22 protein-coding genes and 2 pseudogenes are annotated in these 26,556 nt (G+C 51.4%); 9 read left to right on the forward strand and 15 right to left on the reverse strand.

Annotated features, from left to right (window positions below; all coding sequences use genetic code 11):
• Positions 1-9: 9 nt before the first annotated feature.
• Positions 10-2,307 carry a beta-glucosidase BglX gene (bglX, locus tag B3B59_RS14320; RefSeq protein WP_286809385.1) on the reverse strand — a complete coding sequence of 766 codons (2,298 nt, stop codon included), beginning with the start codon at positions 2,305-2,307 and terminating at the stop codon, positions 10-12.
• 187 nt (positions 2,308-2,494) lie between these two features.
• On the opposite strand from bglX, the gene dld reads away from it, so the two are divergent.
• Together dld and B3B59_RS14330 are read left to right on the forward strand one after the other, a co-directional pair.
• Positions 2,495-4,243: a D-lactate dehydrogenase gene (gene dld, locus B3B59_RS14325; protein WP_286809387.1), complete on the forward strand. Its 1,749-nt coding sequence runs from the start codon at positions 2,495-2,497 to the stop codon at positions 4,241-4,243.
• Positions 4,244-4,353: 110 nt separating this feature from the next.
• Complete coding sequence (locus B3B59_RS14330) at positions 4,354-4,908, forward strand: GNAT family N-acetyltransferase (RefSeq protein WP_207292092.1); 555 nt, start codon at positions 4,354-4,356, stop codon at positions 4,906-4,908.
• On the opposite strand, the gene pbpG is transcribed toward B3B59_RS14330, so the two are convergent.
• The 3 genes from pbpG to B3B59_RS14345 are packed head-to-tail and all read right to left on the reverse strand — an operon-like array spanning position 4,909 to position 6,611.
• Entirely contained in the window at positions 4,909-5,856 is a 948-nt protein-coding gene (gene pbpG, locus B3B59_RS14335) for a D-alanyl-D-alanine endopeptidase (RefSeq protein ID WP_040074818.1), read from the reverse strand.
• 17 nt (positions 5,857-5,873) lie between these two features.
• Positions 5,874-6,023, reverse strand: a complete 150-nt coding sequence (locus tag B3B59_RS14340) for a hypothetical protein (protein WP_154298770.1) — start codon at positions 6,021-6,023, stop codon at positions 5,874-5,876.
• On the reverse strand, positions 6,024-6,611 hold the full coding sequence (locus B3B59_RS14345) for a Yip1 family protein (protein ID WP_040074817.1): 588 nt from the start codon (positions 6,609-6,611) through the stop codon (positions 6,024-6,026).
• A gap of 116 nt (positions 6,612-6,727) precedes the next feature.
• On the opposite strand from B3B59_RS14345, the gene B3B59_RS14350 reads away from it, so the two are divergent.
• Entirely contained in the window at positions 6,728-7,294 is a 567-nt protein-coding gene (locus B3B59_RS14350; RefSeq protein ID WP_207292093.1) for a DedA family protein, read from the forward strand.
• Positions 7,295-7,300: 6 nt separating this feature from the next.
• Here B3B59_RS14350 and B3B59_RS14355 read toward each other — a convergent pair whose 3' ends face one another.
• The 7 genes from B3B59_RS14355 to B3B59_RS14385 all read right to left on the reverse strand — a co-directional run bounded on the left by B3B59_RS14355 (position 7,301) and on the right by B3B59_RS14385 (position 14,774).
• Entirely contained in the window at positions 7,301-8,074 is a 774-nt protein-coding gene (locus B3B59_RS14355) for an SDR family oxidoreductase (RefSeq protein WP_040074815.1), read from the reverse strand.
• Positions 8,075-8,311: 237 nt separating this feature from the next.
• A complete protein-coding gene (locus B3B59_RS14360) occupies positions 8,312-9,706 on the reverse strand; it encodes a glycoside hydrolase family 1 protein (protein ID WP_286809390.1) in 1,395 nt (464 codons plus the stop codon).
• A 14-nt stretch (positions 9,707-9,720) separates the two neighbouring features.
• Positions 9,721-11,577 carry a PTS beta-glucoside transporter subunit IIABC gene (gene bglF / locus B3B59_RS14365; protein ID WP_046884747.1) on the reverse strand — a complete coding sequence of 619 codons (1,857 nt, stop codon included), beginning with the start codon at positions 11,575-11,577 and terminating at the stop codon, positions 9,721-9,723.
• 137 nt (positions 11,578-11,714) lie between these two features.
• A complete protein-coding gene (gene licT, locus B3B59_RS14370; protein ID WP_212477758.1) occupies positions 11,715-12,548 on the reverse strand; it encodes a BglG family transcription antiterminator LicT in 834 nt (277 codons plus the stop codon).
• A gap of 248 nt (positions 12,549-12,796) precedes the next feature.
• Positions 12,797-13,729 carry a tRNA dihydrouridine(16) synthase DusC gene (gene dusC, locus B3B59_RS14375; protein ID WP_286809393.1) on the reverse strand — a complete coding sequence of 311 codons (933 nt, stop codon included), beginning with the start codon at positions 13,727-13,729 and terminating at the stop codon, positions 12,797-12,799.
• A gap of 66 nt (positions 13,730-13,795) precedes the next feature.
• The gene (gene map / locus B3B59_RS14380; RefSeq protein WP_207292098.1) at positions 13,796-14,575 is read right to left on the reverse strand and encodes a type I methionyl aminopeptidase; all 780 of its coding nucleotides are present in this window, start codon (positions 14,573-14,575) and stop codon (positions 13,796-13,798) included.
• A complete protein-coding gene (locus tag B3B59_RS14385; RefSeq protein WP_004868736.1) occupies positions 14,556-14,774 on the reverse strand; it encodes a ParD-like family protein in 219 nt (72 codons plus the stop codon). Before B3B59_RS14385 ends, map begins: the two co-directional genes overlap by 20 nt.
• Positions 14,775-14,959: 185 nt before the next feature.
• On the opposite strand from B3B59_RS14385, the gene B3B59_RS14390 reads away from it, so the two are divergent.
• The 4 genes from B3B59_RS14390 to sanA all read left to right on the forward strand — a co-directional run bounded on the left by B3B59_RS14390 (position 14,960) and on the right by sanA (position 17,910).
• Positions 14,960-15,358: a CidA/LrgA family protein gene (locus B3B59_RS14390; protein WP_040074808.1), complete on the forward strand. Its 399-nt coding sequence runs from the start codon at positions 14,960-14,962 to the stop codon at positions 15,356-15,358.
• Complete coding sequence (locus B3B59_RS14395; protein ID WP_040074807.1) at positions 15,355-16,050, forward strand: CidB/LrgB family autolysis modulator; 696 nt, start codon at positions 15,355-15,357, stop codon at positions 16,048-16,050. Before B3B59_RS14390 ends, B3B59_RS14395 begins: the two co-directional genes overlap by 4 nt.
• Before the next feature lie 128 nt (positions 16,051-16,178).
• Positions 16,179-17,063, forward strand: coding sequence for a cytidine deaminase (gene cdd / locus B3B59_RS14400; protein ID WP_046884743.1), 885 nt, complete (start codon positions 16,179-16,181; stop codon positions 17,061-17,063).
• A gap of 127 nt (positions 17,064-17,190) precedes the next feature.
• A complete protein-coding gene (gene sanA / locus B3B59_RS14405; RefSeq protein WP_046884742.1) occupies positions 17,191-17,910 on the forward strand; it encodes an outer membrane permeability protein SanA in 720 nt (239 codons plus the stop codon).
• 1,206 nt (positions 17,911-19,116) lie between these two features.
• On the opposite strand, the gene B3B59_RS14410 is transcribed toward sanA, so the two are convergent.
• A complete protein-coding gene (locus tag B3B59_RS14410) occupies positions 19,117-19,620 on the reverse strand; it encodes a hypothetical protein (protein ID WP_286809397.1) in 504 nt (167 codons plus the stop codon).
• Positions 19,621-21,109: 1,489 nt separating this feature from the next.
• Between B3B59_RS14410 and B3B59_RS14415 the strand changes: the two are divergent.
• Positions 21,110-21,314: pseudogene (locus B3B59_RS14415) on the forward strand (phage virion morphogenesis protein); the annotation flags it as partial.
• An 80-nt stretch (positions 21,315-21,394) separates the two neighbouring features.
• Here the strand turns inward: B3B59_RS14415 and B3B59_RS14420 are convergent.
• Positions 21,395-23,191, reverse strand: coding sequence for an AAA family ATPase (locus B3B59_RS14420; RefSeq protein WP_286809398.1), 1,797 nt, complete (start codon positions 23,189-23,191; stop codon positions 21,395-21,397).
• Positions 23,192-23,431: 240 nt separating this feature from the next.
• Between B3B59_RS14420 and B3B59_RS14425 the strand changes: the two are divergent.
• Positions 23,432-23,641 (forward strand): annotated as a pseudogene (locus tag B3B59_RS14425) (baseplate assembly protein); the annotation flags it as partial.
• A gap of 363 nt (positions 23,642-24,004) precedes the next feature.
• Here the strand turns inward: B3B59_RS14425 and mglC are convergent.
• Positions 24,005-25,015: a galactose/methyl galactoside ABC transporter permease MglC gene (mglC, locus tag B3B59_RS14430; RefSeq protein WP_040074800.1), complete on the reverse strand. Its 1,011-nt coding sequence runs from the start codon at positions 25,013-25,015 to the stop codon at positions 24,005-24,007.
• Between the two features lie 15 nt (positions 25,016-25,030).
• Positions 25,031-26,551, reverse strand: coding sequence for a galactose/methyl galactoside ABC transporter ATP-binding protein MglA (gene mglA, locus B3B59_RS14435; RefSeq protein ID WP_046884740.1), 1,521 nt, complete (start codon positions 26,549-26,551; stop codon positions 25,031-25,033).
• Between the last annotated feature and the right edge of the window lie 5 nt (positions 26,552-26,556).

Here is a 26,556-nt window from a genome sequence, read left to right on the forward strand (position 1 = left end):
GAGGAGGGGTTACAGCAGTTCGAACTCGCCTTTGTTTACCCGCGCAGAGTCCTGGCCAATAAAGACGTTGAATTTGCCCGGTTCAGCATCGTACTTCATGCGCTGATTCCAGAACTTAAGCGCCTCGATATCGATCGGGAAGTTAACGGTTTTGGTCTCGCCCGGCTTCAGGCTAATCTTCTCAAACCCACGCAGTTGTTTAACCGGGCGGCTGGTTGAGGCGGTAACGTCCTGAATGTACATCTGCAGCACGGTCGCACCTTCACGTTTACCGCTGTTGGTTACCTGCACGCTGGCGGTGACCTTGCCGTCACGGGCCATCGACGGGGAAGACATTTTCACCTCAGAGACGCTAAATGTGGTGTAGCTCAGGCCATAGCCAAAGGGATAAAGCGGGCCATTGGCTTCGTCGAAGTAGCGTGAGGTGTATTTGTTTGGCTTATCCGCGTTGTACGGACGGCCGGTGTTGAGGTGGCTGTAGTAAACCGGGATCTGTCCAACCGAACGCGGGAAGGACATCGGCAGCTTACCGGACGGGTTGTAATCGCCAAACAGCACATCGGCAATGGCGTTCCCGCCCTCGGTGCCGGCGAACCAGGTTTCCAGAATGGCGTCCGCCTGCTGATCCTCTTTTACCAGCGCCAGCGGACGGCCATTCATTAGCACCAGCACCAGCGGTTTGCCGGTGGCCTTCAGCGCAGCAATCAGGTCACGCTGACTTTGCGGCAGGGTGATGTCAGTCCGGCTGGAGGCCTCATGGGCCATGCCCTGCGCTTCACCCACCACGGCAACGATGACGTCAGACTGCTTCGCGGTATTCACCGCTTCGTCGATCATCTCTTTTGGCGAACGCGGATCGACCTTCACCGCCTCTTCATACTGATTGAGGAAGGTGACGATGCCCTGATCGTTAGTCACGTTGGCACCTTTGGCATACTTCACGGTGGCGTTGTCGCCCAGCGCATTTTTGATACCCGTCAGCACGGTGACCGACTGGTCCGCCACCCCGGCTGCCGACCAGCTCCCCATCACGTCGCGCTTGCTGTCGGCCAGCGGCCCGATCACCGCCACGGTGCCCGATTTGGCGAGCGGCAGCGTATTGAGACGGTTTTTCAGCAGCACCAGACTTTCGCGGGCGACTTCACGGGCTTCTTTGCGGTGCAGGCGGCTTTCGGCGTTCGTGTCTACCGGATCAGACTCTTTCGGCCCCAGGTGGCTGTACGGATCGTTAAACAGCCCCATGTCATATTTCACATTCAAAACGTGACGGGTCGCGTCGTCCAGCTCCACCATGGTGACCTTGCCCGATTTGACCAGCCCCGGCAGATATTTGCTGTAATACTCGTCGCTCATGCTCATGTTAATGCCAGACTTCAGGGCGACGCGCACAGCATCTTCAGGATCGGAGGCGGTGCCGTGCTTGATCAGCTCCTTAATGGCCCCGTGATCGGAAACGGTGATGCCCTTGAAGCCCCACTCGTCACGCAGAACCTCTTTCAGCAGCCAGGCATCCGAGGTCGCCGGGGTCCCGTTCAGGGAGTTCAGGGCGACCATTACCGCGCCGCTGCCCGCGTCCAGCCCCGCTTTGTGGGGCGGCATATAGTCGTTAAACAGACGCTGCGGGCTCATGTCGACGGTGTTGTACTCTTTACCACCCTCAACGGCGCCGTAGGCTGCGAAGTGCTTTACGCTGGTCATCACCGAATAGCGATCCGCCGGGCTTTTGCCCTGCATCGCTTCCACCATGGTTTTGCCCAGGGTGGCGGTAAGGTAGGTATCTTCCCCGAAGCCTTCCGAGGCGCGGCCCCAGCGCGGATCGCGAGAGACATCGACCATTGGCGCCCAGGTCATATTCAGGCCGTCGTCGGCTGCTTCATACGCCGAGACGCGCCCCACGGTTTTCACCGCATCGAGGTTAAATGAGGAGGCCAGACCCAGGCTAATCGGGAAGACGGTACGCTGGCCGTGCAGCACGTCATAGGCAAAGAACAATGGGATCTTCAGGCGACTCAACTCCATCACCTGGTCCTGCATCTTGCGGATGTCCTGGCGGGTGACGGTATTGAAAATCGCCCCAACCTGACTCTCTTTGATCATCTCACGGATGGCCTCTTTCGGGTTATCCGGGCCGACGCTGATAAGACGTAACTGACCAATTTTCTCATCGACCGTCATCTTCTTGAGCAGGTCGGTAACAAAGGCGTCACGCGCTTCCGGCGTCAGGGGATGATTGCCAAACAGCTCATCAGCCAGCGCGGGTTGCAGTGCCAGACTTACAGCGACACCTACAGAACATAGCCATTTCATGTCGTTTACTCTCTCATCAATAACCGCCGGATAATCGCGGCCAGACCGTGCGAAAAACGCAGTGTGCCATAAACCCTGCGCCGCTTGCAGGGTTTATTCTCTGATTTTTCTGGTGAATAGAGGTTCGTCTAAAGATTAATCGCGCTATGCTGTAGAGCACGAGTTTGCTTCATCACAAGGAGTGGAAATGTCTTCCGTCAACACGCACGATAACAACGCATTTATCAATGAATTGTCACGACTGGTGGGCGCGTCCCACCTGTTGACCGACGCGGCGAAGACCGCCCGCTATCGTAAAGGGTTCCGTTCCGGCCAGGGCGATGCGCTCGCGGTGGTATTCCCGGGAACCTTGCTGGAACTATGGCGCGTGCTCAGCCTCTGCGTTGAGGCCGATAAAATCATCCTGATGCAGGCAGCCAATACCGGCCTGACCGAAGGTTCTACCCCCAACGGTAACGACTACGACCGCGATATCGTGATCATCAGTACCCTGCGACTGGATAAGCTGCACCTGCTGGACAACGGCGAACAGGTTCTGGCCTATCCGGGCACCACCCTCTACTCACTGGAAAAAGCGCTTAAGCCACTGGGACGCGAGCCGCACTCGGTGATTGGCTCCTCCTGCATTGGGGCGTCGGTAGTTGGTGGTATCTGCAATAACTCCGGTGGCTCACTGGTGCAGCGCGGTCCTGCGTATACCGAGATGTCGCTCTTTGCGCGCATCGATGAAAACGGCAAGCTTCAACTGGTGAACCATCTCGGTATTGAACTGGGCGTTACGCCAGAGCAGATCCTTAGCAAGCTGGATGACGATCGGGTTAAAGATGAGGATGTGCTTCATGACGGGCGCCACGCGCACGATCATGATTACATCAGCCGCGTGCGCGAGATTGATGCCGATACGCCGGCACGGTATAACGCCGACCCGGATCGACTGTTTGAATCCTCCGGCTGTGCGGGCAAACTGGCGGTCTTTGCCGTGCGCCTGGACACCTTTGAAGCCGAGAAAAATCAGCAGGTGTTCTATATTGGCACCAACCAGCCGGAGGTCCTGACCACCCTTCGCCGTCATATCCTTGGCGAGTTCTCTCATCTGCCGGTGGCGGGTGAGTATATGCACCGGGACATTTACGATATTGCTGAGCGTTACGGCAAAGATACGTTCCTGATGATCGACAAACTCGGTACCGACAAGATGCCCTTCTTCTTTACTATGAAGGGGCGTACCGATGCGATGCTGGAGAAAGTCTCGCTCTTTAAACCGCACTTTACCGACCGGTTTATGCAGAAACTGGGCAACGCCTTCCCGGCACACCTGCCCCCACGTATGAAGAGCTGGCGCGATAAGTACGAGCATCACCTGCTACTGAAGATGGCGGGCGACGGTATTGCCGAAGCGCAAAGCTGGTTAAGCGAATATTTCAAAACCGCCGACGGGGATTTCTTCGCCTGTACCCCGGAAGAAGGCAGCAAAGCTTTCTTGCACCGTTTCGCCGCCGCCGGCGCGGCTATCCGTTATCAGGCGGTTCATGCCGATGAAGTTGAAGATATCCTTGCGCTGGATATCGCCCTGCGCCGCAATGATACCGAGTGGTTTGAACAGCTTCCGCCGGAGATCGATAGCCAGCTGGTGCATAAGCTCTATTACGGCCACTTTATGTGTTATGTCTTCCACCAGGACTATATCGTCAAAAAAGGGGTGGATGCCCATGCGTTGAAGGAGCAAATGCTGGCGCTATTGCAGGCGCGCGGGGCGCAATATCCTGCGGAGCATAATGTTGGCCACCTCTACGAAGCGCCAGAAGCATTAAAGCAGTTTTATCGCGCAAATGACCCCACCAACAGTATGAACCCCGGCATTGGTAAAACCACTAAGCACAAAAACTGGGCTGAAGGGGCTAATCCAGCGGGTGATACTTTGCAAACGACGAAATAGACCAGAAAGGGTCGCAGAAGCATTTGTTAAGCGACATGCAGCAGGACTAAAGTAGCATCACTGTGCCAGAGAAACGTTTCTCTGGCTTTTTGATGAGGAATGGGCAGACCATGTCGGCTGTAGAAATGTTAACCGAAACGGAAGTTGTGGTACGCGATGTGCTGCCCGACGATGCGCATGCCATTGCGGCAATTTACGCCTGGCATGTCCTCAATGGGCGGGCTTCGTTTGAAGAGGTTCCCCCGACGGTAGAAGAGATGCGTCAACGCATCAAGAGCGTGACCGGAGAGGGATTACCCTGGCTGGTTGCCCTCTATCGCGGCATCCTGGTGGGCTACTGCTATGCGACGCTATACCGTCCCCGCTCCGCCTATCGCTACACCCTTGAAGAGTCGATCTACGTTGACGCCAGCACGCCGGGACGGGGTTTTGGCAGCGCCCTGCTCAGCGCGTTGATTGCACGCAGCGAACAGGGGCCGTGGCGGCAGATGATCGCCATCATCGGCGATGGGCCGAATAACACCGGCTCGTTGCGCCTGCATAAAAAGCACGGATTTGAAGTGGCCGGACAGCTCAGGAGCGTGGGTTACAAGAAAGGGGACTGGCGCGATACCCTGATTTTGCAGCGTCCACTCAACGACGGTGACTGGACGCTGCCGGAGTAATTAGTCGTTCTGGGCGGTCTGTTCGCCGGCGAGAGTACCCGCCGCCGCCATCTGGGCCGCTTTTTGCTTTTTATAGCTCAGCGCCGCCGCCGGAACCGGCATCACTTTCCCCGTCTCAATCCAGGTACGCAGACGGCTGGCATCCGCGAAGTGGGTGTATTTGCCGAAAGCATCCATCACCACCAGCGCCACCGGTTTACCCTTGATCACCGTACGCATCACCAGGCAGTGGCCTGCGGCGTTGGTAAAGCCGGTTTTGGTCAACTGAATATTCCAGTTATCCCGGTAGACCAGATGGTTAGTATTGCGGAACGGCAAGGTATAAGCCGGGTTCGCAAAAGTCGCCATCTCTTCTCGGGTAGTGCTCAACTGGCCAATCAGCGGATACTGTTTGCTGGCAATCAACATTTTGGTCAGATCCTGCGCGGTCGAGACGTTATGGATCGACAGGCCTGTCGGCTCTACGAAGCGGGTATGGGTCATGCCCAGCGCTTTCGCCTTAGCGTTCATGGCCTTGATAAAGGCGTTATAGCCGCCCGGGTAGTGGTGAGCCAGGCTCGCCGCCGCGCGGTTTTCCGAGGACATCAGTGCCAGCAATAGCATATTTTTACGGCTGATTTCGCTGTTCAGGCGCACGCGGGAGTAAATCCCTTTCATTTCAGGCGTCTGGCTGATATCGACTTTTAGTTTCTCATCCAGCGGCAGTCGTGCGTCCAGCACGACCATCGCGGTCATTAATTTGGTGATGGAAGCGATCGGGCGCACCAGATTTGGGTGGCTGGCGTAGATCACCTTATTGGTGTTCAGATCGACGATCATCGCGCTACCGGAGGCAATTTCCGGCTGGGCTGCCGTCGTCACGGCGGCGGTTTTCGCGAGGGCCGGTGTCGCAACAGGTACGGTCAGCAACAGGGCAAGGCTCAGTATAGAAACGCGGAATTTCAGCATGGGGAGACTTCAGATAATTATTCACGCACGTGATAACGTACACCGCCGATGAAGTGAGGCATCACCGGCTGGCAAACGTCATCATAGCCGCCCGGATGCCTGGCTGCCAGAAGATAATCGTGAACAGATGCTGCATTGCTGGCTATTACGCCAGCAATGCAGTGCATTCAGAACAGGCGATACCCATAACCCCAGAGAATAACAGTCAGCGCCAGCAGCGCTTCCAGCACCAGCACGCCGATAGCCAGCGTCGAGCTGGAGAAACTGAGCCCCTCCTCTTTATTGATATTGAGGAAGGTGGGAATGCCGACATACAGCAAATAGCCGGTATAGAACAGCGCAACGGTGCCCACCAGCGCACAGAGCCAGACCAGCGGGTAAATCGCCACAATGCCGCTTAAAAATAGCGGAGTAGCAACATAGCCGGCGAAGATCATACAGAGCGTGAGGGAGGGACGCTGCGGGTGGTTGCGCGCCATCCAGTAAATCACGCGCCCCATGATCGCCACACCGGCCAGCATCATGCCGTAAAAGATCACCGCAAGCGCCAGGCCGGTCATCCAGGAGAGTTGTATAACTGTGCCATCACCAAAATCCCAGCCAATCTGCGTGGTGCCAATAAACGCGCAAATGACGGGGATCGCCGCCATCAGCAACACATGATGGGTATAGTGATGACTGACGGTTTCGTTTTCACTTCTGATAACGTGCATTTCACGGTCGGGATGGGAAAAAAGTCCCCAGACATGGTTCATAACGCCCCCTTGTTGTCGGCCCGTACAGCGATACTTAAGTATAATCCAGGCATCAGATTATTTTGTGTACAGCATAAAAAATGCCGTTATGGCCAGAGAGGAACTACGCTTATCTTATGGATATCAATGCACTGATAGAACAATACGGATACGCCGCGTTAGTGATAGGCAGCGTGGCAGAAGGGGAAACCATTACGCTTCTGGGCGGCGTGGCCGCGCACCAGGGCCTGTTGAAATTCCCGCTGGTGGTAGCTGCCGTGGCGCTGGGGGGGATGATCGGCGATCAACTGCTCTATTTTCTTGGCGTCCGCTTTGGCCCCGCGCTGTTACGGCGCTTCTCTCGCCATCAGAAAAAAATCCAGCGGGCGCAAAAACTGATTCAGCGCCACCCTTACCTGTTTGTCATCGGCACCCGCTTTATGTATGGCTTTCGCATTATCGGCCCGCTGCTCATCGGGGCCAGCCGTCTTCCGCCCAAAATCTTCCTGCCGCTAAATATCCTCGGCGCCATTGTTTGGGCGCTGATCTTCTCCACCCTGGGTTACGCGGGTGGAGAAGTGATAGGCCCGTGGCTGCATAGCCTTGACCAGCACCTGCGCCACTGGGTATGGCTGATTGGCGTGCTGGTGCTGGTGGTGCTGATACGCCTGTGGTTAAAGCGCCGTGAGAATAAGCGCGATTAACCCCGGCTACGACTGGGGCTTGAACTGCGGATTGGCCAGCATAAAGCCCCCATCAACGATAAACGACTGGCCGGTGGTGTAACTGGCATCGCTATCGCATAGCCAGGCGACCAGACTGGCGATCTCTTTGGTGTGCCCAGGCCGCGCCAGCGGGATTTCGGGCATCGAACCCGGCTTCACTTCGCTGTCATCCATGTCGTTCATCGGCGTGGCAATAGCGCCCGGCGCCACGGCATTGACCAAAATATTGTGGTGGACGAGCTCGAGCGCCATCGATTTGGTTAGCCCGCCGAGGGCGTGTTTAGCCGCGGTGTAAGCGCTGGCCTCCGGTAACGGCGTATGTTCATGCACTGACGTGATGTTCACAATGCGCCCGCCCTGCCCCTGCTTCACCATCTGCTGCGCCGCAATCTGCGAACAGAGAAAGGCCCCGTCCACATCGACGGTGAGGATGCTGCGCCACTCCTCAAATTTCATCTCGAGGAACGGGGCTTTGGTCATCGCCCCGGCGTTATTGACCAGCACATCGAGACGCCCAAAGCGGGCAATCAGCGTCTCGATGGCCTTCGCCCCCTCCGGAAGCGTGCTTAAATCGAGGTGAATGGACTCCGCGCGGCGGCCACGGGCTTCTACCTCCCGGCAGGTCTTCGCTGCCCCCTCTTCGTCCGAATGCCAGGTGACGCCTATATCAAATCCGCGCTCTGCCAGCATCAGTGCCGTGGTTTTACCGATGCCGGAATCGGATGCGGTCACAATCGCGACCCGTTGTGTTGCCGTCATACTCACCTCCTCAAGGACAAAGAGGTAAGTATAGATCCTGACTAAAATCAGGCCGCTTTTGTCATGGTTGCTACACTTAAAGGGAAAATACACAGATGAGGGAACTGACAATGAAAATTTTGCTATGGGTTATTTTAGTTATATTTCTGATTGGGTTACTGGTGGTGACGGGTGTGTTTAAGATGATCTTCTAAGCGATACCCCGGCAGGCTGACCCCTGCCGGGATGTTTCCTGCGTTACTCTTTTAGCGCTGCCCCGTTGGTGGCAATCACCTCCTGATACCACCAGAAGCTCTTCTTACGGCTCCGCGCCAGGGTGCCGTTACCCTTGTCGTCACGGTCAACGTAGATAAAGCCATAGCGTTTTGACAGCTCGGCCTTCGAGGCGCTGACCAGATCAATCGGCCCCCAGCTGGTATACCCCATGATCTCGACGCCGTCGTCAATCGCCTCGCGAACCTGCACCAGGTGATCGTTCAGATAACTGATGCGGTAATCATCCTGCACCACGCCGTCGGCATCCGGTTTATCCTTCGCACCAAGTCCATTTTCCACAATAAACAGCGGCTTCTGATAGCGATCCCACAGCACGTTCAGCAGCGTACGCAGGCCAATCGGGTCAATCTGCCAGCCCCATTCTGAGCTGGCCAGGTGCGGATTGGGGACCATGCTCAGGATGTTGCCGCGTGCCTGCTGGTTTAGCGCTTCATCGGTGGTCACACAGCCGGTCATGTAGTAGCTGAAAGAGATAAAATCGACGGTTGATTTCAGCGCCTCGCGATCGGCGTCGGTGATCTCCAACTGGATGCCGTTTTCGCGGAAGAAGCGCAGCATATAGCCCGGATACGCCCCGCGGCACTGTACATCACCGAAGAACTGCCAGGCGCGGTTCTCCTGCAGCGCTTCCAGCACATCTTCAGGTTTGCAGGTCAGCGGATAGACCAGGCCGCCCAGCAGCATATTGCCAATTTTCGCCTCCGCAATGATCTCGTGGCAGGCTTTGACCGCCAGTGCGCTGGCCACCAGTTGGTGGTGGATCGCCTGATAGACTTCGCCTTTACTGCTGCTCTCCGGCAGGCCGACGCCGGTCATCGGCGCGTGCAGGGACATGTTGATCTCATTGAACGTGAGCCACAGCTTCACCTTCTCTTTATAGCGTGTAAATACGGTGCGCGCGTACCGCTCAAAGAAGCCGATGGTCTGACGACTGCCCCAGCCGCCGTACTGTTTCACCAGGCCCCAGGGCATTTCGTAGTGGGAGAGCGTCACCAGCGGCGTGATGCCGTGGGCGGCCAGTTCGTCAAAGAGCTTGTCATAAAAGGCCAGCCCGGCTTCGTTTGGCTGCTGCTCGTCACCGTTCGGGAAGATACGCGTCCAGGCAATAGAGACGCGCAGGCAGCTGAAGCCCATTTCGGCAAACAGACTGATATCTTCCGGATAACGGTGATAAAAATCGATCGCCACGTCTTTGATGCCGCTGTCGCCCGCAACCCGTTCCACCACCGGGCCAAAGACCCCCTGCGGCTGCACGTCAGAGGTGGATAATCCTTTGCCATCCTCCAGATAAGCCCCTTCTACCTGATTAGCGGCAACCGCGCCGCCCCACAAGAAATCATTCGGAAACGTTTTCATAGGTTCTCCTGTTATTAATGGCTGACGCAGAGTAACGGCGTGCCCGCATTGACGGCAGTGGCCGCCACGGTGGCAACGTCCCGGTACTCGTCGCTATTACTGATAATGATAGGGGTCGCCAGATCGTAGCCGGCATCGATAATCGCCTGGCGATCGAACTCCAGCAGCAGATCGCCCGGCTGAACTTTGTCACCCACCTTCACGTGAGCGGTAAAGGGTTTGCCGTCGAGCTTAACGGTGTCGATTCCCACATGAATCAGCACTTCAATGCCGCTGTCGCTCAGCAGGCCGATGGCATGCTTGGTGGCAAACAGCGAGGCCACCTCCCCGGCAAATGGGGCGATCACTTTGTTGTCTGAAGGAATAATTGCCGCCCCGTTGCCCAGCAGCCCGCTGGCAAAGGTGGTATCCGGCACCTGATCCAGAGCCAGTACGGTGCCGGTCATCGGCGACAGCACATCGTTTTCACCCGGGGGCACCGCCACCGGGGTGGATTCCGCTGCCCGGCCCGGCATCCCGGCCACCAACGTCATGGCACAGCTCAACACCAGTGCCACCAGCGTACCGATAATACCGCCCCACAGGGTGGCATCCACGCCGCCTGGCGGGATCATCTGCGCCACGGTAAAGATATTGGCAAAGCCAAAGGAGTAGACGTGAGTATCGCTGAAACCCACAATCGCGCCGCCGATAGCCCCCGCCACACAACCAAAGATAAACGGACGACGCAGCGGCAAGTTCACGCCATAGACTGCCGGTTCGGTGATGCCAAAAATCCCTGCGGTGACGGACGAACCGGCCAACATTTTCTGACGGCTATCACGGGTACGCAGGAAGATACCCAGCGCGGCGCCTACCTGGCCAAACACCGCCGGCAGCAACATTGGCAGCATAGAGTCATGCCCCAGTACCGCAAGGTTGTTAATCATCAGCGGCACCAGCCCCCAGTGCAGGCCGAAGATCACGCAGACCTGCCAGAGCGCCCCCATTGCCGCCCCTGCCAGCCACGGCGCCAGCACGTAGATCCACTGGTACCCGTTTGCCAGCATCTGGCTAAGCCAGGTGGCAATCGGCCCAATGACCAGGAAGGTCAGCGGCACGGTCACGCCCAGACAGATGAGCGGGGTAAAGAAGTTTTTCATCGAAGAGGGCAGGCGTTTTACGCTCTGCTTCTCCAGCCAGCAGCTGACCCAGGCAGCGAGAATGATCGGAATCACCGATGAACTGTAGTTGAACCAGGTGACAGGGATCCCGAGGAAAGCGTCCTCCATCGCTCCTGCCTGCTGGCTGGCCTCAAAGGCCTGAATCATCATCGGATGGGTTAATGCCCCCCCGATGACCATGGTGATGAAGGGATTACCGCCAAATTTCTTACCGGCGGTGTAACCCAGCACCAGTGGGAAAAAGAAGAAGAGCGCATCGCTCGCCGCAAACCAGATTTTGTAAGTGCCGCTGTCGGTGGTCAGCCAGCCGCAGACTACCGCCAGCGCCAGCAGCCCTTTTAAAATACCGGAGGCGGCCAGAATGCCGATAAAGGGAGTAAAGATGCCCGAAACGATGTCGATCAAACGGCCAAGCAGATTACCTTTGTCGCCCGCCTCTTCCGTCACCGGCGTATCATCGGTGAGCCCGGCTTCATGACGAACGGCTTTCCACACATCGTTAACGTGGTTGCCGATCACCACCTGGAACTGGCCGCCGCTTTCGACAACCATAATCACGCCCGGGTTTTTCTTCAGCCCCTCAGCATCCGCCTTTTGGCTCTCTTTCAGTTTAAAGCGAAGCCGGGTGGCGCAATGCACCAGACTGACAATGTTCTCCTTGCCCCCGACGTGGGCGAGAATATCCTTTGCCAATGCTTGATATTCCATCTCGATTTCCTTCTTCAATGCCCGCAGGCATCCGTTGACTGAGACTAAAAATAAAAAAAACCCGAGAATGACCCCCCATCAGGGGGCCGCGCTCAGGTTTTGCCTGCGTAATGCAGTAACAATCCAGTTGTTGAGGCTCAACGCCCCTCTTTTCTTACCCGCTCAATATGGATAGCGAGGAACATAATCTCTTCGGTTGTCAGCTCGCGCTGATAACTTTTTTGCAGATGCTGTGCGATCTTCTCGGCGCATTTCCACGCCTTCGCATAGTTATCTTTCACCGCGGTATGCAGCGAGACGTCGTCATCTTCCACGACGGTTCGCGTCAGCATGCGCTGGGCGAAGAACTTTAGGTGGGTGACGAAGCGCTGATAACTGAGCGACTCCTCGTCATACTCCAGCTGCAGTTGATACTTCACTAGCTGCAGAATTTCCTGCATCACGCGCGTAACGTGCATCACCTCCGGCATTTCGCTATTCAACTGGGCGGTGACCAGATGCAGCGCGATAAAGCCGGCCTCATCTTCGGCTAAGGCGACGTCGAGCCTTCTGGCGATGATGGCCCGGGCTTCCTGTCCCAGTTCAAACTCTTTTGGATAAAGACGTTTGATCTCCCACAGCAGCACGTTTTTAATCGCCAGCCCCTTCTTCTGCCGCTCAATGGCGAAGTAGCAGTGGTCGGTCAGGGTGATGTATAAACTCTCCTGCAATTTACCCAGTCGCTGCGCCGCCAGCCCGATAATGCGGTCACAGGTGGTCATCACTTCCAGAGGGATCTGACTGAGAAGCTCCCCGAGGCGATGCACCAGTTCGTCACTTTGCAGTGCGAACACCTTTTCCACTTTCTCTTTATCCAGGTTCTCACCCACGCGCTTTTGAAAGGCCAGCCCACGACCCATCACGACCTGTTCGCGCCCGTGTTCATCCTGAACAACCACCACATTATTATTAAGAATTTTGGCGATGATCATCGGAACCCCAAAAACAAAAAAACCTGACCTCCGGCGGAAGCCAGAAATCAGGTTTTGCCTGCCGCAGCAGTAACAATCCAGTTCAGGTACTCTATCACTTTCATTCGTAGCCTCAATCCGCCACGAACAGAAACGTGATGGAGATCGCTCTCGGCCACTGTACAGCCCGCAGGCGATTTGCGTACCAAAGGCCCTTTAATACTGAGCGAAAGAGGCATCTAAAAGCACGGAGCCTGCACGAGCGGGTATTATTTTGCCTGGATGACGCGCGCAATCTCTGCTGAGGTTTGCAGCGTGCGGATCTCCTGAAATAACGACAGCGCCTCGTCATACTCTTTGCGCAGATAACTGAGCCACTGTTTAATGCGCGCCACATGATACAACCCGGTATCACCCTGCTTTTCCAGACGACTGTATTTTTGCAGCAAGGTCACCACCTCCGCCCAGGGCATGCGCGGCGCGTTATATTTTATGACCCGGCTCAGATTGGGCACGTTCAGGGCGCCACGGCCAATCATGACCGAATCACAGCCGGTAGCGGCCATACAGGCCTGGGCACTTTCGTAATCCCAGATCTCACCGTTGGCAATAATCGGAATCGACAGGCGTTTACGGATCTCGCCGATGGCCTGCCAGTTAATGCGTTCCGCCTTGTAGCCATCTTCTTTAGTACGCCCGTGCACCACCATCTCGCTGGCCCCCGCCTGCTGCACGGCATCGGCAATCTCAAACTGGCGATCGCTGCTGTCCCATCCCAACCGCACTTTTACCGTCACCGGCAGGTGCGCGGGTACCGCTTCGCGCATCGCCTTTGCGCCACGGTAGATAAGCTCAGGATCTTTTAATAGCGTGGCCCCGCCGCCGCTGCCGTTAACCAGCTTTGACGGGCAGCCGCAGTTGAGATCTACGCCATACGACCCCAGCTCCACCGCCCGTGCGGCGTTTTCCGCCAGCCACTCGGGATATTGCCCCAGCAACTGTACCCTTACCAGGGTGCCCGTAGAGGTGCGGCTCTGGTTGTGGAGTTCAGGGCAGAGTCTGTAAAACGACTTTACTGGCAGCAACATATCGACCACGCGCAGAAATTCGGTGATGCAGAGATCGTAATCGTTAACCTCGGTCAGCAGCTCGCGCACCAGTGAGTCGAGCACGCCTTCCATCGGCGCCAGTAATACACGCATTGTTCGTACCTGTGAAAAAAGACGCGCTATAGTAGCCGCTCTCCCGGTATGTGGAAAGTCCGGCGCTTACTCAGGCACCGTCTCTTCCGGGCGCAGCGTCAGCACTTCAAAACCCTCCGCCGTGACGGCGATGGTATGTTCCCACTGGGCCGAGAGTTTTTTGTCGCGGGTCACCACCGTCCAGCCATCTTTTTTGGTCTTGATACGGCTGTCGCCCTGGTTGATCATCGGCTCGATGGTAAAGACCATCCCTTCTTTGAGCACGGCGCCCTCACCGGGCTTTCCATAGTGCAAGACCTGCGGCTCTTCGTGCATCTCTTTGCCGATACCGTGCCCACAATATTCCCGCACCACGCTGTAGCCGTTGCTCTCGACATAAGACTGAATCGCATGACCAATGTCCCCCAGCGTCGCGCCCGGCTTCACGGCCTTAATCCCTCTCCACATCGCCTCGTACGTTTTATTAACCAGTCGACGGGCCAGCGGCGAGACGTCGCCAATGAGATACATTTTACTGGAGTCGGCAATCATGCCCGCTTTTTCGAGCGTGATGTCGACATTGACGATGGACCCGGATTTCAGGTGCTCGGACGATTTCGGGATACCGTGGCAAACCACATCATTCACCGAGGTGTTAAGCACATACGGAAAATCGTACTGCCCTTTACTGGCCGGACGGGCCTGAAGTTGATTAACAATAAAGGCTTCCACCCGGTCGTTGATCTCCATGGTGGTGACGCCTGGCTTAATAAAGTCGTCCAGCATGGTAAAGACCGAGGCCAGCAGTTCGCCCGCATGACGCTGGCGCGCCAGCTCATCTGCGCTTTTAATGAGAATTGATGGCATTGATCACCTCCAGTAAACGGTCGGAGCCGGATTTCAGCATCATCATCTTGATCTGCTGATGATTAAGTTCAGGGTAGAGCTCACTCATCATACCGAGGCGGATCCAGTATTCGGCCTGAGCATTGACCGAACGTGACATGGCTTTGCTGGCATCACGAATGTCGTCATGCAGCAGGTCGGAAATTTTTACGATACCCATTTATATACTCCGTAATGATTCATATATAAATCGTATATCGTCAGTGAAGGCTTGTCACCCGTGTTTGTGGAAATGCCCGACGTTCCAAAAAGCAATGTCTGGTATGCTCAAATTTCATGATGTGATCCGTAGCACGTTTCCGGGTTTAATTGTATGATGAATGCGTTTCTTCAAGGGCTTTCACCATGAACAAATCATTGAATAACGTCTGGCAGTATCTGCGCGCGTTCATATTTATCTATCTCTGCCTCTACGTGGGTAACTTCCTGGCATCGCTGCTGCCGATCACCATTCCGGGCAGCATCATAGGCATGCTGATCCTCTTTGTCTTACTGGCGCTGCAGATCATTCCGGCGAAGTGGGTTAAACCGGGATGCTCGGTGCTGATTCGCTATATGGCGCTGCTGTTTGTCCCCATCGGCGTGGGGGTGATGCAGTATTACGACCTGCTAAAAGCCCAGTATGGTCCGATCGTTGTTTCCTGTTTTATCAGCACTCTGGTGGTCTTCCTGGTGGTGAGCTGGAGTTCACACCTGGTTCATGGTGAGCGCAAAGTAATTGGCGAGAAGGAGAGTAAGAAATGATGGCAAATATCTGGTGGTCATTGCCGTTAACCCTGGCCGTCTTCTTCGCCGCGCGTAAGCTCGCCATGCGTTTTAAGATGCCGCTGCTCAATCCGTTACTGGTGGCGATGGTGGTTATCATCCCTTTCCTGCTGGTGACCGGTATCTCGTACGAGCACTATTTTGCTGGCAGTAAAGTGCTCAACGATCTTCTGCAGCCTGCGGTCGTGGCGCTGGCTTTCCCGCTGTATGAACAGCTGCATCAAATCCGTGCGCGCTGGAAATCCATCATCACTATCTGCCTGGTGGGCAGCGTGGTGGCGATGATCACCGGTACCTCGGTTGCACTGCTGATGGGGGCATCACCGCAAATCGCCGCCTCTATTTTACCGAAATCGGTCACGACCCCTATTGCGATGGCGGTGGGCGGAAGCATTGGCGGTATCCCGGCCATTAGCGCCGTTTGCGTGATTTTTGTCGGCATCCTCGGGGCGGTGTTTGGTCATACGCTGCTGAACCTGATGCGTATTCGGACCAAAGCAGCCCGCGGCTTAGCGATGGGAACCGCGTCGCATGCCCTTGGCACCGCGCGCTGTGCCGAGCTGGATTATCAGGAAGGGGCATTCAGTTCGCTGGCGCTGGTGATTTGCGGGATCATGACCTCGCTTCTTGCGCCGTTCCTGTTCCCGGTGATTCTGGCGGTAATGGGCTAAAATTTGCGACGCGTCGCGCATTTTTCATTTCTGTTTCATAAGTTGCACACATAATGAGATCGCCGTCACATATAAACCGGTTGCGGCTCCGTACACTACCGATCCATTAATCCTTATGAGGCAATGCCATGCACCCACGTTTTCAATCAGCTTTTGCCCAGCTTGCAGAGAATTTGCAATCAGCCCTGGCCCCGATTCTGGCAGATGCGCACTTCCCCGCCCTGCTGACGGCTGAACAGGTCACCGCACTGAAACGGGCAACCGATCTGGATGACGACGCGCTGGCCTTTGCGCTACTGCCGCTGGCCGCCGCCTGCGCACGCGCTGATCTTTCGCACTTCAACGTCGGTGCCATTGCGCGCGGCGTGAGCGGCACCTGGTATTTTGGCGGCAATATGGAGTTCCTGGGCTCCACCATGCAGCAGACGGTGCATGCCGAGCAGAGCGCCATCAGTCATGCCTGGCTGCGCGGTGAAAAAGGGTTGAGCGCCATCACGGTGAATTACACGCCTTGCGGCCACTGTCGTCAGTTTATGAATGAGCTGAATAGCGGCTTAGAGCTGCGCATCAACCTGCCTGGTCGTGCCCCTCATACGCTGGCCGATTATCTGCCTGATGCTTTTGGTCCAAAAGATCTGGAGATCAAAACCCTCCTGATGGATGAGCAGAATCAGGGGTTCGCTCTGAGTGGCGACGCCTTAACTCAGGCCGCCATCGCCGCCGCTAACCAATCCCACGCCCCTTATAGTAACGCCCCGAGCGGTGTGGCCCTGGAGTGCCGGGACGGTACGATCTTCACGGGTAGCTATGCTGAGAACGCGGCATTCAACCCGACCCTGCCCCCGTTGCAGGGTGCCCTGAATCTGCTGAGTCTGAATGGCTATGATTATCCGGACATTCAGCGCGCCATGCTGGCAGAAAAGGCTGATGCGTCGCTCATTCAGTGGGATGCTACGGTGGCAACCCTGAAGGCGCTGGGCTGCCAGAATATTGACCGCACCTTGCTGGCCTGATCCGCTTCGCGGGCAGAAATGCCCGCGTATCTGGTGAAAATCCCCCCAATTAAACCGCCGTTTCTTGCGCTTACCAGACGGGTAAAGTAGCCTGAGTGAAATTTCACCCACGACACGAGTCATCTCCATGTTTAAGCGCGTTTTTTACAGCCTCTTTGTCCTGACTGGCATCGTGCTGTTGACTGCGCTTGGCCTCGACCGCTGGATGAGCTGGAAAACCGCCCCTTACATCTTCGACGACCTGCAAGACTTGCCTTACCGCCAGGTGGGCGTGGTGCTGGGTACCGCCAAATATTACCGCACCGGGGTGATCAATCAGTACTACCGCTACCGTATTCAGGGGGCGCTGAATGCCTATAACAGCGGCAAGGTAAACTACCTGCTGCTGAGCGGCGATAATGCGCTCCAGAGCTATAACGAGCCGGTCACAATGCGTAAAGATCTGATTGCCGCCGGGGTCGATCCCGCGGATATCGTGCTCGACTATGCTGGTTTTCGTACCCTGGACTCGATTGTGCGCACCCGTAAAGTCTTTGATACCAACGACTTTATCATTATCACTCAGCGCTTCCATTGCGAACGCGCGCTGTTTATTGCGCTGCATATGGGCATCCAGGCCCAGTGCTACGCGGTCCCGTCCCCGAAAGATATGCTCACCGTACGGGTACGCGAATTTGGCGCACGTCTGGGTGCGATGGCCGATCTCTATCTCTTCAAACGTGAACCGCGCTTTTTAGGTCCACTGGTGCCGATCCCCACCCAACACGAAGTGCCGGAAGATGCGCAGGGTTACCCGGCGGTCACGCCGGAGCAGTTGCTGGATTTCCAGAAAAAAGAGAAAAAGTAGCAGTTTTATTTACGGCGAAAATGAGACGGCAAGTCTGAACGTTGCACAAAGAGCCCGCTATTGGACTGACTCCCTATCGCGGGCTTTTTCATGGATACGTGCAGTCAGAGTGTGATGACAAATGTCCTTGAACTGATATCTGCAATGAGCGAGGAACAGACGTTATGATTTAGGACTCTGTAGGCAAAATACATGGTTCTTCCATTACCTGACATTAGCTCACAGCACCACTTGAACTGCTATTAAGATTTATTAAAAACATGATGGTATAAGCTTTGGCCACTTCCTCGGATACGACCCTTCTTGATGTACGTCATAGGTCGATAAATAAATTTTTGTATTGTTTTATTACTTGGGATAAAGATAGATTATTCCAATAAAATAATTATGAGGCATGAATTATGGAAAATCAAAAGATACTCAACTCAGTACTTCCTTTTGGATCAATTACTAGAAAATTCACCATGCCAGTAAAATTCACAGAGTATGGTATTGGTCGAACAGAATATCTTGTAAGAAAAAACCCAATGATATTTTTCAAATAGGCATTGAGCTTGGGATCGTTTCAGTAATGCACACCCCAATCAGAATAAGTTTTCATTTGCAAAGGAATATCAAACTAGCGACCCATTATTGTATAAAAAAGTATCTAGGCATATAAAAGAAAATGTTAGTAAAGATATTTTATACATATATGGAGAGGTTCAGGATATAGAGTTGGATGATAAAGAGTCAATCCAATTTATCTTAGCACATACCTATCCTAATATTTTAATGATTGTCGATATAATGCTTGTGAATCCCTACACGCCAGTAATCCCACAAATATATGACTTCCAATACTATCATGGCCTCGGGCTTTTCGCTGAGTTTTGGAAAATGCTATACAGTATTGTAAGAAAGAAAGCATTGAAGAAATATATCTTACTGCTGCTGACTTACCACTTAAAAATCATTTTGAAAAATACGGATTTGTTGTTCATGATACATGGATGGGAAAATCTGCTCTTGAGGTCGGACAAGGCATACCGATGAGCTTGTATCTTTAAATTTAAGAGCCATAGATTAAGTTATTTCAATCCATGGCTCTTAAATGTTACCTCACATAACTAATATTAGTGCGGTATACCTGTGAGTTCATGGTGCGTTGACCTATAAGCAGGAAAGTGGGCAAATACTGCCCTCAAAATCCTCGCTCTTGGTCATTCAAGCAAATGGGTCTACTATTATAAATGTATTACCACGCTTCATTATGTTTTGGGGCTTGACCAAATCAAGAAATAACTTGTTTTGCTGGGCATACACGAATAGTTTTTGTATGTCATCAGCCAAATCAAAGGGATCAGTTTCAGGTTTTTTTCCTATTCTTATTTCATTTAAAGCTGTTGAGGCCCATTCTCTGTAATCGCTAATTTCTTGATAGGACATGTCAGTTAGTAATTCAATCTCAGTAATTGAATACTCATTATTATTATTTAGATCATTAACAACTCCTAAAGGCTCATTGTGCGAAAAGATTTTAACTACATTCTTTAGGCCAGAATTAGCAGACTCAATAAGCCTAGCGAAGTGCGCATAACCCGGATCCCCCCCAATACGAACAACGATCGAACCTTTAACTAAAACATCAGTGCTAATTCCTGATAAATTATTCGGCATCTCTTTAAAATTATTTTTTTTGTAAGAATCAATAGCTTGTTGCCTTGTCATTTCATGTACCTTTCATCCGCTAGAAACCCGCTCATCGGTATGTATTTTATCCGAAATTTGACTGAATGGCATTCACTTTAGCGATAAGTCTATCCTCGCTCATCAAAATTCTTTGTTGCACCTAGATGATAGTCACGAATGCTAAATCAATAAATTGTCTTTATTTGCTCATTAAATGATGCTCATAACCTACAAAAAAATCCATTTCCCGAACTGTCCACTAATATAACTCCGTACTTAAAATTTAAATGGGTATCAACGTCCGCCTCTGGCACGAAGCGGGCAAACTAACTGAGTTGAAGATCTACTAAGAGCTAAGAGCGGCCATCAGCAACTCTCACAATTGATGCTGATTGACCGTACGTAATGCGTATACAAAACAGAAAAAGTCATTGTCACTCATACTAACAGTCATTTTTAACTACAAATTTATCTGTTCTTTGAAGCTGGCTGATCTCGTATTTTTTAGTGCATACTCACAAAATAAATATCAAATTTTCGCTTGAACATTTATGCTAACGGTAATGTTCTTAAACAAATGGGGTGTTCATGGGCTGGGAACTTTATATCGTAAGAACAGAAAATTGGTCTGATAGTGAAACAATCCATTTAAAACCGAAGAATGGATTCAACTCATTGATAATAATGGACAATTAATAATACATACAGAGAATGGCAATTTCTTTGCTATAAGGAGCAACCATCAGGCACATGATGAATCCTAGCTCGATTGGAGTGATGGACAAATTTGCGCTAAGCATCCCAGCGAGATCCTTGTATTGTACGATGTTGCAGATAGCGAGCAAACTAGATGCTATCGATCGTTGTAGATGATTATCGCAAATATTTATTACCGAGCGATCTGAAAAATTCATCCTGGACTGATTCATCGACCTAGAATGAAAAAAAGATTTCATTATGGCGTAAGTTAATTACAAAATTATACCCATAATAATTAAAACTTAGCGTGAATAATTAAAGCGTAAAGCTTCGATTACATACGATGTTTGTATCTATCCGCATTTTATGTTGGTTGGATATTGACATGTTGTCTATTTCAGTTGGTCTACGAATCATAAATTAGTATTTTCATTGCCAGCTCTTAGCACTGAGTGGATATATACGGGGATGTAAGACAGCTGCTATGAGCGGTTAGCAGAGGTTGCCTGTTTAGTCCGTTCCCTGAGTAACGCGTTATTGCTCATCCATGAAATTTTTCACGAATTTTGTTGTTTTGCCGTAATACTGCGGCCAAGTATGCCTGTAGTACCAGAACCTTCCGGTCTGTATCCGAACCAGAACTTATATCGATGGCTGATATGGACATCGGCCGACTCAAGCGATATATGGTCGGATTCAGCCAGTACAGCCGTCTACGGACTGTCGTGACCTTTTTGCCTTAGAGCCAATGAACATGTTAACTGACTGCTAAGTCAGTCCGATATCCCGATTATAGAGGTCTGTATTTCCGAAAACGCGGGTCACCGGCCAAGTAACTGCTCGAACAAACAAGGGGCGGATCAAACTCCAGATGTTCACCAAGCTCCGCACTGCGAAATACCTCAAAACTGCCGCCTCTGCTGACACTGCCAGCGTGCACTTCGCTGGGCAGGTGCAGCGGATTGATCTGATGCGTCATGACGGCTTACGAGATCGTGTAAGCCGTCGGAGTACCTGAGATGCAGCACACTGACTAGCGTTTGCTGGGTGACAACTCAGAAATAACATCTTTGATACGTGATAAGCTATACGACGTAATAACCTCAATTGTAGATTAAGAGGTTGCGAAGATTATCAAAGATTGACAGAAATGCTTAAGATCATCGCAAATGCTGTTTTGCTCCATATTATTTAACACTTGATCTCTTGTGATTGAAAATTCTTTTTTTAGGCCATCTTGACCGTCAATGAATATTTCTTTTCCACGAGCGTCTTTTATTGCTGCGGCAATGTCCGTTGCGACTATTGAATCAGGCATTGCTAGCGCATGTTTCTCGACAAAAAAATCACGTACTTGCTCCTCGTTAACCCCAGCAGCTGCAGCTATAGCTGATATATCCAAAAAATAGTTTTCTATATGTCTACGTCGCCATTTCATGGCTTGAAAATTTACATCGGAATAGGTTGTACCCTTATCCTTAAGGTTTGAGTCTACCGAGCCATCACTGTCATCATCACGATCTCTTATACTAATGGCTTTTAATTCTGGAATTTCATTTTTGAGCTGTTTGTAAAGTTGGTATCTTTCCGATGATTTACCTGTCCAGAACCATGTGACGATATTTTTCGGCCAAGTTAATTGTAATTTTTCAAATATTTTCTTTAAAAATCTTTCGTCACTAACACCCTCTACAATTAATAATCTTTTTTCTTCAGTGAGTTTGTGTATTTTAGGGCTAAACATTGTGCCTATGCCACTTAATAAACCAATTTTCTCATCGTCTGATCCAAGGTATCTTCCCCTTGAATTTGAGAGTGATAATATTTTGTAGGGCTCATATGCTCTAATAAGTTCAGTGGAGTGAGTCGCTAGAAGAACTTGTTTACCCTTTTTAATGGTTATATCTTCTAAACGTTCGGTAAGATTTTTTTGCAATTGTGTATGCAGGTGAGCGTCTGGTTCATCAAGTAGAATTACGTTAAATTCATCGGATAATGCTAGTGTATATACACTTAACCATTGAAGAAATCCGCTCCCTTCAACCATAATATCACGAGCATTAAAATTTTTATGTTTAGTGAATTGATAACCGTTAACTTTACCAGCAGTACACTCTATTTTTAGATAGCTATGATATTGATCATTAAATGGCGTAACTTCAATTTTTAAGGAGAAAAGGTCGAATAGTGTCTTTTGTAGTATTTCCCAAGCGTCATTTTCCCTCAGTTCCGCAAGATCTTTGTTGGCAATTTTTGTTCTCCCTTGCTTTAAAGCTTGTCGTTTATTCTGATTGTTCAGATGGATATCATAAAGCGAGTTTCGTATAACCCCTCCAGACAAACCTTGCCCTATCAATCTGTTTCGCATGGCTGGACTCAACCTACTTTCTCGATCGGTAATTCCCGCAAACGGAGGTAGATAAGCTATTTGTGGTATATTGGTGTTATTCGGAGAACCATCAATGTTTATAATTTCTTGGATGTTGATATTGCTAGAAGTGTTTTTAATGAATAATCTATCGTTCGCTAAAGATAGCCCCATCTCCAAAAACTTTTCATTACCTGCGGAGTCATCCCAAAATAATTTTATTTTAAGTGTGTACCCGTCATTTTCTGTTTGTTTTTGTGATTTTAGATTCGTCCATAAATGACTGAGTGATGGTAGGAACATTGGTGTGAAGTCAACTATACCTAAACCTAAACCTTGGTTCGTTGCAGTTGCCGTCCAACTTAGTCGCCCTTTTTCAATCTCTAAAAGAGTTTTGCAAAACTGCCATGTAGCCATCGCTTGAAGTAAAGAGGATTTGCCTGAGTTATTCCCTCCAACAAGGAGGCTTAACTCATTATTTAAATCTAATGTTGAGTCTTTATATTTTTTAAATTTTTTAAGAGTGACTTTCTTCACATGCATTATGGAGCACCTAGTATTTAGTTGAACTGTGAAGCCTCATTAGCAGAACTGGTACAGTTTACTCCCCATTAATTTGTTTATGAAGAAGATTGTTATGATTTCCTCCCTGAAAAAAATACCAGTCTAAAGTTAAGCATACGGTCTTTCTTCCATCTCGCTGGTAAGGACATCGTCATGAAAAAGACCCTTTATAACGAAGAATAGATTGCATTTGCGCTGAAACAGGCCGAAACCGGCACCCGCGCGGCGGATACGCACACAACCAGCCCGGCCCCGGCGGAGGTGGTGCTTATCATCCGGCTCGGCAGGTGCTAACTGTTGGCGGTGATTGAAAAGGCACTTAAAAGCGAAAACGTGCACTCGGTGGCTGACCGGCTGACCGTGCGAAGTGCTGAAATTATCCCATGCAGCGTGAACGCCAAGATCTTTAATTATTCGGGGCCAGAGGCGGGGTAATCCCCCGTAAATCGATACAGGCATAATTAGAATTTTCTCCTAACTTGAATGCAGGAGGGATTTCTATGAAACGATCGCGTTTACTGGCAGCAAGATAATTGCCATTTTCATTCACAGCGATAAGGTACTTAAACTTGGCCATCAATGTCCTCTTCTGGCACAAAGCGGGCCTTTTCGATCTTTCCCTGAACGTTAACAGGACATCTGTGTCTCGCAGCTCAGGTGCCACTTCTGCTTTGCGTTAACATTCGAACGTTGCAGAATACGTTGCGTCGCCACGAAACTAGCCCACCCTTTCTTCTTTGCTGGAAATAAAAAAGCCCGCTCAGTGAGCGGGCCTGATAACAGATGGATAGATTATTTCTTACGCGCGTATTTCAATGAATCCAGCGCAACGGCGAAGATAATAATGCCGCCCTTGATAATGTACTGCCAGTAAGGGTTCACGCCGATATAGGTCAGACCGTAGTTGATAACGGTAAAGATAATGACCCCCGTTACCACGCCGAGTACGGTACCCACACCGCCGCTGAACGAGACGCCGCCCACTACACAGGCTGCAATCGCATCCAGTTCGTACATAAAGCCGAGGTTGTTGGTTGCCGAACCGATACGGCCCGCTTCCAGCATCCCACCGAAGGCATAGAAGACACCCGACAGCGCATAAATCATCAGCAGATTCAGGCCAACGTTAACGCCAGACACTTTTGCCGCTTCCGGGTTGCCGCCGATAGCGAAGATGTTTTTGCCAAAACGGGTCTTGTTCCACAGGATCCAGACGAAGGCCACCGCAATCAAAGCATAGAAGGTGATATACGAAAGACGGAAGCTCCCGAGTGCGATAAAGCCCTGCGTGAAGGAGGAGAATCCGCTGTCGAAGCCAGAAATAGGCGACGCGCCTACGAAGTCGTAGTACAGGGAGTTGATACCATAAACGATGATCATCGTACCCAGGGTGGTGATAAACGGCGTCACGTTCAGGTAAGCGATGATAATGCCGTTAATCAGACCAATGACGGCACCCACTGCGCAGACGATGAGCATAACCACGAAAATCGGCATGGTTGCCATCTCCGGGAACACCTTGTTGGCGTTCTCCATCGACTGCAACAGCGTTGCGGCGACGACCGCAGCCAGACCCACCTGACGTCCGGCAGAGAGGTCAGTCCCCTGGGTTACAATCAGCCCGGCAACGCCGAGGGCGATGATAATACGCACGGAGGACTGGGTCAGGATGTTACTCAAGTTCAATAAGCTTAAGAACGTGGGGTCCTGGAAAATAATAATGGCCAGTAACACTAAAAGAACAACGTAAATACCGCCTTCTTTCAGATAAGTGAGAAAACTTTTTTTATTTAACGCACTCATGAGGAGCCCCTGATCTTAAAGGTGCAAAGACGCAAGACGGAGAATTTCGTTTTGCGTTGTCGTTTTGGTGTCAACAATTCCGGCAACGAGACCATTGCTCATTACCAGAATACGGTCTGTGATCCCTAACAATTCCGGCATTTCGGAAGAAATAATAATGATCCCTTTATTCTTTTTAGCCAGTTCAGCAATCAGCTGATAGATTTCAAATTTTGCACCTACGTCAATACCACGGGTGGGTTCGTCCAGCATTAAAATTTCGGGCTGGGTCAATAACCAGCGGCCAATAATGACTTTCTGCTGATTACCACCAGAGAGAGAACCAATCTGGGTACGGTGTCCTGGCGTTTTAACGCGCATTGAGTCAATAACCCACTGGGTATCACTCTTCATGCGGGAATTATCCAGCAGGCCAACTTTATTTTTATAGTTGCGAATATTAGAGATTAACGAGTTAAAGTTAATATCCAGATAAGCGTAAATACCGGTAGAGCGGCGCTCTTCGGTGACCAGCGCAAAACCATGGTTAATGGCTTCGTTGGCGTTATGGTTATTAATTTTTTTACCATGCAGGGTAATGGTGCCGCCCGATTTTTCACGGATACCAAACAGGGTTTCCACGATATCGGTACGCTTCGCCCCCACCAGACCGGCAATGCCCAGGATCTCGCCCTTATGCAGGTCGAAGGAGACATCACGAATCGAGGGTTGACGTAGAGAGGTCAGGTTGCGGACCTCGAGGATCACTTCGCCCGGGACGTTCTCGCGGTCCGGGAACCGCTGGTTCAGTGAGCGCCCCACCATCATGGCGATGATCTTATCCATATCCAGCCCTTCAAGAGGCTGAGTGGCAATCCACTGACCGTCACGCAGAATGGTGATTTCATCGCAGAGCTGGAAGATCTCTTCCATCTTATGCGAGATATAAACAATGCCGCAGCCACGCTCTTTCAGCTTGCGGATAATAGTAAACAGATGGTTCACCTCTTTTTCCGTTAAGGAAGAAGTCGGCTCATCCATAATGACAATCTTGGCATCATAGGAAAAGGCTTTAGCAATTTCGATCATCTGCATTTGAGAAACGGATAGCGTGCCAACGCGGGCCCGTGGGTCAATATCAATATCCAGTTCATCAAAAATCGCTTTGGTATCGCGATACATTTTGTCCTGATCGACAAATACGCCTTTGGTGGGGTAACGCCCCAGCCACATATTGTCCATAACAGAACGCTGGAGAACCAGGTTTAATTCCTGGTGCACCATTGAAATGCCGTTTTCCAGTGCTTCTTTGGCCGAATGGAAGTCAATCTCTTTCCCCTGAAAAAGAATGCTACCTGAATCTTTAGAATAGATTCCAAAAAGGCATTTTAATAATGTTGATTTACCTGCACCATTCTCCCCCATCAATGCGTGAATAGAGTGAGGACGCACTTTCAAATTAACATTATCGAGAGCCTTAACGCCCGGAAAAGACTTGTTGATATTGCTCATTTCCAACAAGAATTCACCCGACGACTGAGTATTTGTGCTGACCATAATTA

This window comes from Leclercia sp. UBA2479 (assembly GCF_002341985.1).
Classification (GTDB): domain Bacteria; phylum Pseudomonadota; class Gammaproteobacteria; order Enterobacterales; family Enterobacteriaceae; genus Enterobacter; species Enterobacter pneumoniae.